Origin of the sequence: Methanocella conradii HZ254, assembly GCF_000251105.1 — an archaeon.
In the GTDB taxonomy this organism is placed as follows: Archaea; Halobacteriota; Methanocellia; order Methanocellales; family Methanocellaceae; genus Methanocella; species Methanocella conradii.
This window is the reverse complement of record NC_017034.1, coordinates 1,717,924-1,730,093: the sequence shown is the minus strand read 5'-3', so window position 1 is coordinate 1,730,093 and position 12,170 is coordinate 1,717,924. Positions and strand designations below refer to the sequence as shown.

General features: G+C 52.1%; 12 protein-coding genes and 1 tRNA gene. 9 read left to right on the top strand and 4 right to left on the bottom strand.

Annotated elements, in window-relative coordinates:
• The first annotated feature begins 163 nt into the window (after nt 1-163).
• Genes MTC_RS13150 through MTC_RS08980 form a run of 4 tightly spaced genes read left to right on the top strand, consistent with a single transcriptional unit; the run spans nt 164 to nt 1,885 of the window.
• Nucleotides 164-427 carry a hypothetical protein gene (locus tag MTC_RS13150; protein WP_158308511.1) on the top strand — a complete coding sequence of 88 codons (264 nt, stop codon included), beginning with the start codon at nt 164-166 and terminating at the stop codon, nt 425-427.
• A gap of 58 nt (nt 428-485) precedes the next feature.
• A complete protein-coding gene (locus tag MTC_RS08990; protein WP_014406376.1) occupies nt 486-1,124 on the top strand; it encodes a hypothetical protein in 639 nt (212 codons plus the stop codon).
• 54 nt (nt 1,125-1,178) lie between these two features.
• Nucleotides 1,179-1,481: a Sec-independent protein translocase subunit TatA/TatB gene (locus tag MTC_RS08985; RefSeq protein WP_014406375.1), complete on the top strand. Its 303-nt coding sequence runs from the start codon at nt 1,179-1,181 to the stop codon at nt 1,479-1,481.
• Between the two features lie 26 nt (nt 1,482-1,507).
• A complete protein-coding gene (locus tag MTC_RS08980) occupies nt 1,508-1,885 on the top strand; it encodes a PqqD family protein (protein WP_014406374.1) in 378 nt (125 codons plus the stop codon).
• Here MTC_RS08980 and MTC_RS08975 read toward each other — a convergent pair whose 3' ends face one another.
• The 3 genes from MTC_RS08975 to MTC_RS08965 are packed head-to-tail and all read right to left on the bottom strand — an operon-like array spanning nt 1,886 to nt 4,215.
• Nucleotides 1,886-2,557, bottom strand: coding sequence for a fibrillarin-like rRNA/tRNA 2'-O-methyltransferase (locus MTC_RS08975; RefSeq protein ID WP_014406373.1), 672 nt, complete (start codon nt 2,555-2,557; stop codon nt 1,886-1,888).
• Nucleotides 2,544-3,284 (bottom strand): NOP5/NOP56 family protein, encoded by a 741-nt coding sequence (locus MTC_RS08970; RefSeq protein WP_014406372.1) that lies wholly within the window; start codon nt 3,282-3,284, stop codon nt 2,544-2,546. The genes MTC_RS08975 and MTC_RS08970 overlap by 14 nt, the downstream gene beginning before the upstream one ends.
• Nucleotides 3,277-4,215: a beta-ribofuranosylaminobenzene 5'-phosphate synthase gene (locus MTC_RS08965; protein ID WP_048189263.1), complete on the bottom strand. Its 939-nt coding sequence runs from the start codon at nt 4,213-4,215 to the stop codon at nt 3,277-3,279. The genes MTC_RS08970 and MTC_RS08965 overlap by 8 nt, the downstream gene beginning before the upstream one ends.
• Nucleotides 4,216-4,316: 101 nt before the next feature.
• On the opposite strand from MTC_RS08965, the gene MTC_RS08960 reads away from it, so the two are divergent.
• Nucleotides 4,317-6,374, top strand: coding sequence for an Eco57I restriction-modification methylase domain-containing protein (locus MTC_RS08960; RefSeq protein WP_014406371.1), 2,058 nt, complete (start codon nt 4,317-4,319; stop codon nt 6,372-6,374).
• 847 nt (nt 6,375-7,221) lie between these two features.
• Here MTC_RS08960 and MTC_RS08950 read toward each other — a convergent pair.
• Nucleotides 7,222-7,295, bottom strand: a tRNA-Thr gene (locus tag MTC_RS08950).
• 150 nt (nt 7,296-7,445) lie between these two features.
• Here MTC_RS08950 and MTC_RS08945 point away from each other — a divergent pair.
• The 4 genes from MTC_RS08945 (at nt 7,446) to endA (ending at nt 12,160) form a co-directional block, all read left to right on the top strand.
• On the top strand, nt 7,446-8,492 hold the full coding sequence (locus MTC_RS08945; RefSeq protein ID WP_014406369.1) for a hypothetical protein: 1,047 nt from the start codon (nt 7,446-7,448) through the stop codon (nt 8,490-8,492).
• A gap of 165 nt (nt 8,493-8,657) precedes the next feature.
• On the top strand, nt 8,658-9,992 hold the full coding sequence (locus MTC_RS08940; RefSeq protein ID WP_014406368.1) for a hypothetical protein: 1,335 nt from the start codon (nt 8,658-8,660) through the stop codon (nt 9,990-9,992).
• A gap of 62 nt (nt 9,993-10,054) precedes the next feature.
• The gene (dph2, locus tag MTC_RS08935; protein ID WP_014406367.1) at nt 10,055-11,005 is read left to right on the top strand and encodes a diphthamide biosynthesis enzyme Dph2; all 951 of its coding nucleotides are present in this window, start codon (nt 10,055-10,057) and stop codon (nt 11,003-11,005) included.
• 99 nt (nt 11,006-11,104) lie between these two features.
• Complete coding sequence (gene endA, locus MTC_RS08930) at nt 11,105-12,160, top strand: tRNA-intron lyase (RefSeq protein ID WP_048189259.1); 1,056 nt, start codon at nt 11,105-11,107, stop codon at nt 12,158-12,160.
• Nucleotides 12,161-12,170: the final 10 nt, after the last annotated feature.

The following is a 12,170-nucleotide window of genomic DNA, read 5'->3' as shown; positions in this document are numbered from 1 at the left end:
TTAGCCCTAATATATGGATAAAGGTCATTTGAAGATTGTTATGGCTGTCTTTTTTTATGCGTTTGTAATACTCGGGGTTAGCCTTTTTGCCATTTTTGTTTACGGGGTATGGAGGGGGGTACAAGATGGTGTGGACATTTTTAATGTGCCGCTTTCCTTCCGTATGATGAGCGACCTTCTTTTTATGCTTGGGGGGATAATATTGACGCTCGGTGCTTTCGTGGAGTTCTTTGCCAGGGCACGCTCGCCCTCTATTGCGAGAAGCCTGTTGACGCCTTTCGAGGCGTTTTACAGGCAATATGCGCTCAAGCTTAAGGACGTGGACGATGCCTTAATGGAGGAAGGCCCGGGCGGATGGATGCTCGTCTTCATAGGGGCTCTCGTCATGCTGGCCTCAGCGGCCTTCGCCATAATTTCGATGAAATAAAACATATAAACATTAAAATACGAAAAAGCTTAAATTTTTAGACCATACTTATTATCATATGCTTGGTCGCCTGTCATTCGTCGTATTCGCCTTATTGCTCTTTGGGGGCATCGCCATTATCGCGTTGCCTGCGCATGCAGATGAGACGTATCTTCTGGGCAAGGACTTCAAGAGGGCTAACTCTAATATCGTGATACACCTGATAGAAGTGAATGTGACGGATAGGTACATGGGCAACATATACCCGTCGAAGGCTCCAGAGGAGACGAAGTGGGCTCACCTCGTCTATCAATATGAAAACACGGGGGATAAGGAGGAGGTCGGGTATATCCAGTACGAGCTGATAGATACAAATGGCAACGTGTATAAGTTTAACCCGAACCAGGATGAATACTCCGGCGCCCTTGTCAAGCCGCGCTCTAAATCTGAATTACGGTGGAATGAGGTCCCTATACCCAAGGATGCAGTCCTGGCAAAGGTCAGGGTATACCAGGGCACCAACCCTTCTTTCCTGCTCGCTGATGAGACGTTTGACCTCACGCCGGTCACGACTATGGCTCCAAGCGCCACGCCTTCAGGCGGGCCGTCAGGCACGCGGCCTTTGCCCAGGTGTTGCATGCCTCTGCTCCCCTTCATCTTAATGGGCAGCCTGGCAATTATGGGGATTTACGCAAAGGGCAAAGGAGTGAAAAAATAAAAGGGCTAAAAAAGTATATACTCTAAAGCGCTCATCTTTACATGGTGTCATCTCGTGGTAGGGTTCGACGAGATCATTTTTATCGCCATAGTAGCCCTCCTCCTGTTCGGGCCTGATAAGCTGCCAGAGTATATCCGCGAGCTGGGTAGGCTATATGCAGAGGTGAAGAAAGCCCAGCGAGACCTTGAAGCGGAGCTAAACAAGGCCGTCCAGGAGCCGGTTAAAGCTCAAAAGCCGCCATCGCCAACCGTGGCAGAGATCGCCCGCAAGATGGGGATTTCAGTGGAAGGCAAGGCCGAAGACCAGCTCTTAAAAGAGATAGACGAGGCCATTACCAGCAAATCTGGAAAGGTATAAGACCTAATAAGCACTCTTTTTAGTGTATGCCTGCATTCATCACGCTGAAAGGTAAAAAGGCGAAAATTCCTTACAAGAAACTACTACAGGCAAAGCCGAAAAAGTGCGATGGAGTGGAGTGGGACGGGGACAGTTCTGAATCCCTCAAGGTGTACGCCCGCTATAAAAAGCCATATCTAGTTAGGCTGTTTAGCCGTTTTATCGAAATACCCGATGAAAGGAGCTTTAGGTTTAACGCCATGGGCGCAATGGTCTGGGAGCTGTGCGACGGCAATCATTCGGTCGAGGAGATAAAGAACATCATCTTGAAGCGTAGCAAGGGTGACGAGAAGGACATCGAGAAGCGGCTCATCAGGTTCATTAACAGGCTTTCCGCCAATGACCTGATCACGCTGGAGCTCTGACTACTTTTTATACTTCGCTATGACAGCCAGGTGGCCATGGTGGAACGGCTCCAGGGAGCTTTTATCCAGGATTTCGAAATGTGTTTCTAGCTTTTTTAGCTCTCTCCTAAAGATATCGCCCACGATTTCCGTAGCGCTAATGCTTTTCGCCTTTATGGCCATGATAAGCGTGCCACTGCTTTTGAGGTATTTACTGGAGTTGGCTATGGCGATGTCCGCCTGGCCGGGCTGGGCGACGTCCTGGTAGACTATATCCACTTTATCGATGAAAGGCGGGTATTGCTCGGGCCGCCTGGCATCTGCTATTATGGGCACGACGTTTACGCGATTCTCCACGGCCTCTAGAAGGTCTCTGGCAGGCCTCGGAGCGAATTCCACTGCGTACACGATGCCATCGATGGCTATGTCTGCCACATGGGTAACCGTTGTGCCGCTGGCAGCCCCCAGGTAGAGCACCGTGGAGTATCTACCTAGAGGCACCCTCATGCCCTTTACTATCATGGATGCAAGCTTGCTTGTCGCAGGGCTCCAGGGCCTATATGCCCTATCATCGTACGTGATAGAGCCGGCTTCGGGGAATTGGGTGAGCGTCGATAGCAGTTCTTCATCATCTACCCTTATGAAGTAAACGTTATCTATCCCGGCAGGACGTATGCCTTTAGCGGCACTCATGCTTTTTTCTCCCTTTAGCTTTTATGGCCGCGGCCTTCTCCTTAAGGTCCCCCAGGTCAACTGTCTCGCCCGAATAAAAGTCGACCCTGGCTGCGATGGCGGCCTTGCTCGCGAGCATTCTCGATATCTTGCCGCGGGCTTTCTTTGAGGCGCCTTTAACCAGAGGATGCTTGTATATTAGCCCATGCTTGGGCGGTGGCGTGCCAGCCTTAAGGTGCTTGAAGAGGGCCTCTCCCGCCCCCATCACCTGTATGCTGCTCGCCGGCATCTTCGCCAGCTTTTCGAGGCCTCCTGCCCTTGCTATAAGCCGTGCCCCAAGGATGGGGCCAGCCACATTCGAGAGGTTGGGCGCAATCTCTTCCATCGCCGCCTTTATATAGCCTTCCAGCGCCTTGCGCTCATCATTTAACGCCTTCGCCGTGGAAGCGAGCCCCTTTATAACGGAATCCTCTTCTGGCAAGCCTTCTTTTAAGATAAAGTCTATTAGCTCGACAGGCCGCATTTGATGCCCGGGGCATAGAACCATGTACCATTCTGCCAGCCTTTCTGAAAGCACGTTAAAGGCCTCATTAAGGTCATCCAGGGCTTTGACAGCCTGCATAAGGTGGGCGTCTCTGCCTGCCAGGCCGCTCGCTACCGCCTCCTTCGCGGCCTTCATGGCAGCATCGTGCAGCCTCCGCCTGTAGTCATCGGGCGGGCTTGAGCCACCAAACCCTTCATCACTCATACGTGACCTCTGCGCCAGAGTTCCTGGCCCTCGTCTTGATAACTGTGCATTCTGGATGATTGCTCCTGATGGCTGAAGCTATATTATCGGGCCTGTCTGTTATGGCATATACCGTGGGGCCGAACGAGCTCATCCCCGCGCCAGCTGCGCCAGCTTCCCTCATCTCTCTGATTAATTCTCGGGCCACGGGCTGGAGGCCTATCTCTCTCCGCTTAAATCCTGTATCCTGGATGGCATTTATAGCCTTTCCAAACGCCTCAAGGTCTTTCTCTACAATGGCCGGGAGTATTTGCATCAGTATGATATGGCAGACCTCCCGGACTTCGTGCAGCGGTATCGGGCATTCTCTCGAAAAAATATCCTTTTCATAGAGGTCGTATGCGCCTTTATATGGGGGTATGGCGAGTACGATGTCCCAGGCCGGGAAGTCATAGCTTAATAATAGCGGCGCTGGCTGAACGCCCTTTGAGAAAGAGCTAGGAAGAAATGCTTTTTTTACGCTCATCTTGTGTCCGCCATCGAGCAGGAAGCCACCTTTTTCAAACGCGCCTATGCCTATCCCCGATGTGCCTCCCCTGCCAGCTTTTATTGCAATGTCGCGCGGCGACATGTCCAGCCCATAGAGCCTGGAGGCGGCGGTTCCGGCGGCCAGCGCTGCCTGGGTGCCAGAGCCGAGGCCAATGTGGTTCCAATACGACTTTTTAATCGCTATTTCAACGCCTTTACCCGGGCACACCGCCTCGCACGCATTCCTCATGCGCTCCCTTAATTCTGGGTCGCCCTTCACGATGACTTTATCGCTTTTTTCTGCCGTGATCTCTATGCACGGCTCGTCAAGCGTAATCCCTATGCCCCCGTCTACCCTGCCGCTCTCCCCGTTGAGGTCGATGAGCGTGATGTGGATACGGGAAGGCGTCCTTATCCTTAACAATGCTCCTCCAGTTATTTAGACATCTTCATCTATTATAGATATTTTTTGCCTCTTTTTGAAAATGAAGGTTTTTGTTGTAGTATGCCGTATTGTTCATTTGGATGTTTAATACGTGTTATGAACGCTTGCTGAAGCTGGCCAGGGAAGATGCCTATCGTATGGATAGTATTGTGGCCCTATATGCGCTTGAGGTCATGGGCGCGGCGCCCCCTGGCAGCGCCAGCCAGCGCATCACAGAGATGGGCTTAGCACCCTCAACCGCTAGCCTAATTATAGGGTCGCTTGGAGAGGCTTTCAATAGGATAGGCGTTCTTGACGCTGCCTGCGGTTTTCTGGATTATTCTGCCTCCAGCGCTTGCGGGGATACGAGAGATAAGGGCGTCTTTTATACGCCTAAGCCCATTGCACGGCTAATCTGCGAGGCCTCGATAGGCTCATATGCGCTACGCCAGGTTCGGCTAAGGACAGGCAGGCAGTTTGCCACGCTTGGCGAGGCGCTTGAATCTTTGGGCCGGGAAGACCTGGCCTCTTTACATGACGTATTAATGGATATACGCTTCCTGGATAGCTCTTGTGGCAGCGGCATTTTTCTACAAGAAGCTCTCGAGGCGCTATATAGCCTGAGAAGTCGGATACTTGTACGGCTTGGCGAGAGCATGCCCATTGATGCTAAGCGGGGCCTCGTAGAGAATTGCCTTTATGGCATGGATGTGGACAGGCACTCGGCAGATGTCGCCTCGCTTCGATTGTGGCTCCTTTCAGAGGGCCAGGCAAATATGGAAAAGGTAAAAGCCCACATAATCTGTAAAAACGCCCTGTTTGAAGATTTTCCAGGGCATGCGTCCTTTGAGGTTATCGCCGGCAACCCGCCATACAGGCGCGTCAAGAGCATGTTCGAAGAGGCGCATGAGGAAAGCGTGAGGATGAAGAAGAGCCTTGCGGCATCGATAAAAAAATGTGGCCAATACCATTACCAGGAGGGCAATTTAAACCTGTATAAGCTATTCATAGAGCGAAACCTTGCCTTTTTAAAGAATGGCGGCAGCATGGGCCTCATCATCCCCTCCTCCTTCTTAAACGAAGCCACCTCTGAAAAGCTTAGAAGGCATTTATTCGACTCGTGCCGCATTGAGGAGATAGTGGAGTTCCCTGAGCGCTCCAGAATTTTTAGGGGAGTCAATCAAGGGACTGCCATTGTTGTGCTTAATAAGTCAAGGCAGGATGGGGGGTATTTTAAGCTAAGGGCAGGGAGAGGCATTGGCGATGCCGGGGCTGGCGATGAGATAATGATAGGCTATGAGGAGTTAAGGCGGCTCACGGATGACAGGATGGAGGTGCCGCTCCTAGCCGAGCCTTCTCTGGAGTGGCCCATGCTTGAGCGCCTGAAGGGCATACCGCCTTTCAAGGGCGACGGCGAGGCGCCGCCCATCGGGGAGATATCCGTGGGAAACCTTGATGAGACATTCGATAAGGATTTCATGTCAGAGGAGCCCACTGGTGACATTTTGGTGAAGGGCATACACCTAAGCGAGTATCATGTTGACCTTTCGCCCGATGGCAGGCAGCCACGCTGGGTTAAGAAAGAAAGCTTCTTACGTAAAAGGCCGTCGGCTCTCTCTACCATCTCAAATTGGCGCATCATCGGGCGCAACACCCAGAACAAGGCCTGTAAGAGGAGGCTAAAATTCGCATTGTTGCCCCCCGGCTACATCTGTACCAACTCCATTAAGCAAATAATAGTCATGGATAAGCAAATTCAGCCCCTTTACCTTCTTGGCCTTTTGAACTCGTCTACGCTCAACTGGCACTTTGAGCTTTTCTGCTCTCAGAATAATATCCGTAATTATCGTATTGAGGCCCTTCCTATAATAAGGGCGCCTCAGTACGTCCAAAACGTGTTTTCACGAGTCGCCAGCCTTATCATGAGCGCATCTCAAGATCGTGAATTTCTGGACGAGGTGTTGATGGATTCGCTCGTCTTTGAGCTTTATTTTAAGAATGAAGCCAGGCTTTTTGACGCTATTAAACCATTTATTAGCCTGGAAGACGAAGTCTTCATCCGGAAAGTAAAGGGCGACCGGCTTGTGCGGGAATGCATAGATGGCCTTATGGCTGATGAGCGGTTCAATCTCATTCGCAAAACGTCATTAAAATGCTGATAATTAATGTAACATTTTGAATCTAAAGAGGAGCCTCGTTTTTAACTTGAGTCTTACATCGGTTTAACATCGCTAACCCGATGGCTCCTTTTATATTAGCTTGCCCCGAAGGGGCAAAATAAACTCGTGGGTCCACGAGGGGGCATACGCCGCGCGGAGCGCTCTAGTAACCGCGCGGAGCGCTCTAGTAACCGCGCGGAGCGCTCTAGTAACCGCGCGGAGCGCTCTAGTAACCGCGCGGAGCGCTCTAGTAACCGCGCGGAGCGCTCTAGTAACCGCGCGGAGCGCTCTAGTAACCGCGCGGAGCGCTCTAGTAACCGCGCGGAGCGCTCTAGTAACCGCGCGGAGCGCTCTAGTAACCGCGCGGAGCGCTCTAGTAACCGCGCGGAGCGCTCTAGTAACCGCGCGGAGCGCTCTAGTAACCGCGCGGAGCGCTCTAGTAACCGCGCGGAGCGCTCTAGTAACCGCGCGGAGCGCTCTAGTAACCGCGCGGAGCGCTCTAGTAACCGCGCGGAGCGCTCTAGTAACCGCGCGGAGCGCTCTAGTAACCGCGCGGAGCGCTCTAGTAACCGCGCGGAGCGCTCTAGTAACCGCGCGGAGCGCTCTAGTAACCGCGCGGAGCGCTCTAGTAACCGCGCGGAGCGCTCTAGTAACCGCGCGGAGCGCTCTAGTAACCGCGCGGAGCGCTCTAGTAACCGCGCGGAGCGCTCTAGTAACCGCGCGGAGCGCTCTAGTAACCGCGCGGAGCGCTCTAGTAACCGCGCGGAGCGCTTGAGTTAAAAGCGAAGCACCCCTTTTAGTCTCAGGAGTAGAAGATGTGGTGTTTAACCATTCATTATATAATAGAAGCCTCCGGCGAGATTTGAACTCGCGACCTGCTGATTACAAGTCAGCCGCTCTGCCAGGCTGAGCCACAGAGGCACCCAAAAGGCATACTCTACATATTGAGCACGCTATTTAAAATTTACGCCACACCTCAAAGGCTCAAATGATTGGTTAATTTGCCTTTAATGCACAAGAGCAAAAAGGTTAAGCCTATAAAAACCGTTTTATAGGTGGGGATGGAAAAGGATGAGCATACTCTATCAATTCTTAGGGTACAATCCTGACGCACAAGACAGGCTCAGCGCAGCTCGGTATGAACTGCTGATCCGCCTCACGGATCACCCGGTAGACCAGGAACTACAAAATACATGGACCCCTATAGTAGGGTCATTAGAACACAACATCGCTCTATTCATAAGTGAGGGCCTCATCGAGGAGGCGTCGCTCGAGGAAAAATTCGACTCGAAGTTCCGCGTGGCGGACATTAAAGCGTTACTGGAGAAGCATTGTATTTCTGCGAAGGGCAAAAAGTCCGAGATGATAGCTAAATTTTTGGACGCGCTGCCTTATGCGACGGCCGCTAAAGAAGTCGCCGACGTCAGGCTTTATCGGGCAACAGGAGAGGGCAAGAAGCTTATAGAGTACTACTTGAGGCAAAAAGAGATGGCCCGACGGAAGATGGAGTCTGACGCGCTGGCAAGCCTCATGAAAGGAGATGTGGATGAGGCAGGAAAGCGGATAGCGCAGTATGAGTCTAAACAGGTATTCCCGAGGGGCGCCGGCATTGACTGGGCGAAAGGCATGCCCGAGCACTGCCTGAAAGTCGCAGCATACCTGCTCGCCCGCGATTATGGGGAGCTTCCCCTTCTTGAGGCCCAGAGAAAGGAGGTGGGCGCAAGGCTGGCGCTATCGGCCTTGCTGGGCGAGACCTACGCCGAGGCCGGGCGGCGCATCCTGGACGTGGCGAACGGCGAGTTTGGATGGAAAGTATTCGGCAACGTGCTCAGGACCGACCCGTGCTGCGGCTACGCAAAGGCGTGCAACCTGGACGACCCGCTTGAGATAGCCCAGCTATATGCGCGCATGAGGCTCAGCGAGGCGTGCATGAGCCTTGACCTGGAAAAGCTCTCGAGCTCGCGCCTGGGCAAAGGCATCAGGATCCTGCCCGTGAACGGCGACCGCTGCATCTCCTGCACGAATGGTAAGCACCAGTACGCCTGGTCGGAGATACAGGACTTGCCGCGTCTGCCCCGGCACTGGGGCTGCCAGTGCACCTATGCGGCCTGGATTTAAAAATTATTTAGGGGAACTTGCATGAGCTTATGGAGCGAATTCATGGGTTTTATTTTTGCATGAGGAGAAAGCCACAAAAATACAATTTTTTATTATATTACTGGTTAACCAATCGTGAGATAATCTTTTTATAAATGCTTATATTATCATCTTATGGTATTATAATTGAAAGGTCTATACATAAAATCGCTTATCATCGGAATTATTGGAGTACCGTTAATATTGCTCGCCATTTATGGCATATTGGCTATCACGAATGCCGGCCAGAGCGATAAGCCCCTCGACGTCGTTGAGGGGTGGGCGGTTATGTTTTTTATGGCAGTAGCCGCCGTCTATGGTCTTTCCTTAATAGGCGTGATATCTGCCTGGTGGACAGGAAAGGAGACGGCTTCCATAGGAGAAGTAGTAAAATCATCGCTCATCTCGGGGATTATAGCAGTCACCATACTTGCGGTGATAGTGCTTGTCATATTCTATATGTATGTAGCGCTATTATTGCTCATCTTCGGCCTGCTTTACCTGATAGCCATCATATTTTCTACGTTGGGCGCCATGTTTTATGTTTTTATTATCAGGGGTATGGGCTCAAGCCTGGCTGCTGATCCGGCAGCCTCTGCTTATTCCATGGCATCTGGCCTTATAGCAGGGTCTATATCCATGGGCTTTATTGCCCTGACCTGGAACGGCCTGGACTATATTACACTTCTTCAACTGTTTGCAGATATGCTCGTATTTTCGGCTATGGCGGCGTGTGCCGGGATAATAGTTACGGTCTTGTTGAGGCGTAAAAGAGCAGTTGACAACGGGCCCATGTTTCAGATTGGCGTCGCCGGCCTTATAGTTGGAGCGCTCACGTTCACGGCACCGCTTGTTAGCCTCCTATTAAAAGGGAGCAGTATACGTGGGATATCTCTCGTCTTTTATTCCCTGGCCATTCCACTGCCCATCATAGGCGGGGTCGTACTGGCATTGATTGGCGGAATGCTCGCTAATATTTTTATTCGCCCCGAAAAGGCGACAGACGTGAAGGCTATTAGCCATCCGCTGCCGGGCTTATTCCAGATTGAGCTTGCCCTGGCCGGAGGCATTTTAATGGCTCTTCTCATGTTTTCCCCAATCCTCTTCGCTGGAGGCGCATCATCCATTGCCTACCATGGGGTGAATAATATAGTTAACATGGCATCATTTTTTATAGTGCCGACTGGAGAGGCAATTATAGGGGCGCTGGCAGTTCGCTACAGCCATGCCAGGTCGATGCGGGAGGCAGCCTCCATCGCAGGCATTACAGGGGCGATATCCGTTTTTATCTTATTCATAGGAGACATGGCAAAAAATTTCCTGCACATCCACAGCATCGTCAATGATAGGCCTCTTCTCGACATGCATGCATATGGCGGCATGACTAACGTCATGATGTGCTATCCGTTCGTGCTGCTCACGCTAATTACGATAGCCATATGCTCAGGGGTCTTCGAATATGGGCGGGGACAGAGAAAATAAAGCTATACCTTTGAATAAAAAAATATACATGTGAGTAGCGGCGAACTATTCTAAGTGCTTTAATGATGTTCGACGTTCCAAAGATCCTCGATATTATCAAGACCCGTAACGCAAAGACTGTAGGCTTCCAGTTCCCGGAGGGGCTTAAGCGGCAAGGCCCGGCTCTCGCGAAAGAGGTAGAGGAGAAGTCTGGCGCCCTTGTTATAGTCTCGGGCGACCCCTGCTATGGGGCTTGTGATATAGATGAAGGACTGCTGGGCATTGTAGACGTGCTCTTCCACTTTGGGCACTCTCGAATGATGGATGATGAGCGGATAGTCTTCATGGAGTATTACCATGACGTCGACGTAGAGCGGGCCGTCATCAACGCCTTGCCGCTGCTGGGCCGTAAAGTGGGCGTAACCACCACCGTCCAGCATATCCATAAGCTCGACGAGATAGCCAGGACGTTAAAAAATGCTGACAGGGAGCCGATCATAGCGAATGGCGATTCCAGGGTCGTGTACCCGGGCCAGGTGCTGGGATGCAACTTCAGCGCCGTGCCGGAAGGCGTGGATTCGATATTATTCGTAGGTACGGGTAATTTTCATCCGGTGGGCATGAGGCTTGCCCGCAAGTTGCCCGTCGTCGCCGCCGACCCTTTCACGGGCGAGGCCAGGCTGGTAGACGTTGAAAAAATGATGAGACAGCGCTATGCTGTAATGGCAAAGGCCATGGATGCTAAAAAGTGGGGCATCATCGTTGGCATGAAGCCGGGGCAGCGGCGCATGGAGCTGGCAAAGCGCATCAAGGGCCTGGCTGGCGACGCCGTACTAATATCCATAAGGGAGATCACCCCTGACCGGCTCCAGAGCTTCAAGGTGGATGCCTTCGTCTCGACGGCCTGCCCCCGCATCGCCATTGACGATGCTGGCATGTTCCCGGCACCAGTGCTCACCCCAATCGAGTTCGAAATGCTCAAAGGCAAAAGAAAGTGGGAAGACATGGCCTTCGACGAAATAAAAGGAGACTAAAAATCCAGGAATCGGCGCTGGCGCTCGCTCATGCGCTACAATAATTTTTTATACGAATACCCTTTATTGGATAGTGGTCTTAGGCGAGCGTTTATCTACATGAAAGGCGAGTTGAAGGGCGACAGGGTCGCCATGGGCAAAGATGCCATCGAGGAACTATACAATAGCCTCTACTATGGGCGCATAAAAGACGACAGGCTAGAGCTTGCGCTTGTAGAGGCGGCCTACCTGCTGGACCGGGATAAAATAGCCGTGGAGCATGATGGGAAAAAGCTATCGTTCCGGGACCTTTTTATTGCCGCTTCGCAGCTCCAGGAATATTTTGAGTTGAAGTATATAGTCTATAGAGACCTGAGGGAGCGGGGATATTACGTTCAGCCCGGCGTTACAGATTTTCGCGTTTACCCGAGGGGCGGAAAGCCGGGGGTTTCGGCATCCCAGTATTTTGTCCACGTGGTAACAGAGCGTAAGCCGCTCCCTCTCCGGCAGATCATGTCGAGCCTGCGCGCTGCGCTGAACGTCCGAAGGGAGATGGTGCTGGCAATCGTCGACGAGGAGAGCGACATAACCTACTATGGCGTAAAGCTACAGCGCATGAAGGGCAGCATGCCTCCCATGGAAGTCGAGGTAAAGCCCGGCGCCGCCACACTCATGGCCGACAGGGTAATAGTCTGGGACGAGTGCCTCTCACGACAGCTCCACGAGCAGGGCTTCTATGGCAACATGCTCGACGAAAAAAGGCTCCAGATATCCCTGGTTGAGGCTGCATACCTGATGTCAAAGCATGGCATGGAGATACTGGATAGCAAGACGAACGAGCGCCTAACGCGGGAGAGCTTCATAGCCGAGGCGTGCAAGATCGATCCGGCTTTCGAAGGTAAGCTTAAGGTGTATGAAGACCTAAGGGAAAAAGGCCTGGTCGCCAAGACCGGCTTCAAGTTTGGCAGCCACTTCAGGGCATATGAAAGGATAGAGTCGGTTAAAAAAATACCGCACTCCCTCTACCTCGTGGACTTTATCGACAGGGGCCACGAGTTCATCCTGCCGGATTTATCAAGGTCTGTGCGGCTGGCGAACAGCGTCCGAAAGGAAATGGTCTTCGCCTACGAGGAAAAGGGCATACAGTATTTCAGCGTTGGGCGCATCAAGCTATAGGAAGATGAAA

Bases quoted from the DNA above. Each gene is read 5' to 3' on its own strand.
- MTC_RS08945 (WP_014406369.1), top strand. From the start codon at position 7,446: ATGAGCATACTCTATCAATTCTTAGGGTACAATCCTGACGCACAAGAC.
- MTC_RS13150 (WP_158308511.1), top strand. From the start codon at position 164: ATGATGAGCGACCTTCTTTTTATGCTTGGGGGGATAATATTGACGCTC.
- endA (WP_048189259.1), top strand. From the start codon at position 11,105: ATGAAAGGCGAGTTGAAGGGCGACAGGGTCGCCATGGGCAAAGATGCC.
- MTC_RS08975 (WP_014406373.1), bottom strand. From the start codon at position 2,557: ATGAGTGCCGCTAAAGGCATACGTCCTGCCGGGATAGATAACGTTTAC.
- MTC_RS08990 (WP_014406376.1), top strand. From the start codon at position 486: ATGCTTGGTCGCCTGTCATTCGTCGTATTCGCCTTATTGCTCTTTGGG.
- MTC_RS08960 (WP_014406371.1), top strand. From the start codon at position 4,317: ATGTTTAATACGTGTTATGAACGCTTGCTGAAGCTGGCCAGGGAAGAT.
- MTC_RS08980 (WP_014406374.1), top strand. From the start codon at position 1,508: ATGCCTGCATTCATCACGCTGAAAGGTAAAAAGGCGAAAATTCCTTAC.
- MTC_RS08970 (WP_014406372.1), bottom strand. From the start codon at position 3,284: ATGAGTGATGAAGGGTTTGGTGGCTCAAGCCCGCCCGATGACTACAGG.
- dph2 (WP_014406367.1), top strand. From the start codon at position 10,055: ATGATGTTCGACGTTCCAAAGATCCTCGATATTATCAAGACCCGTAAC.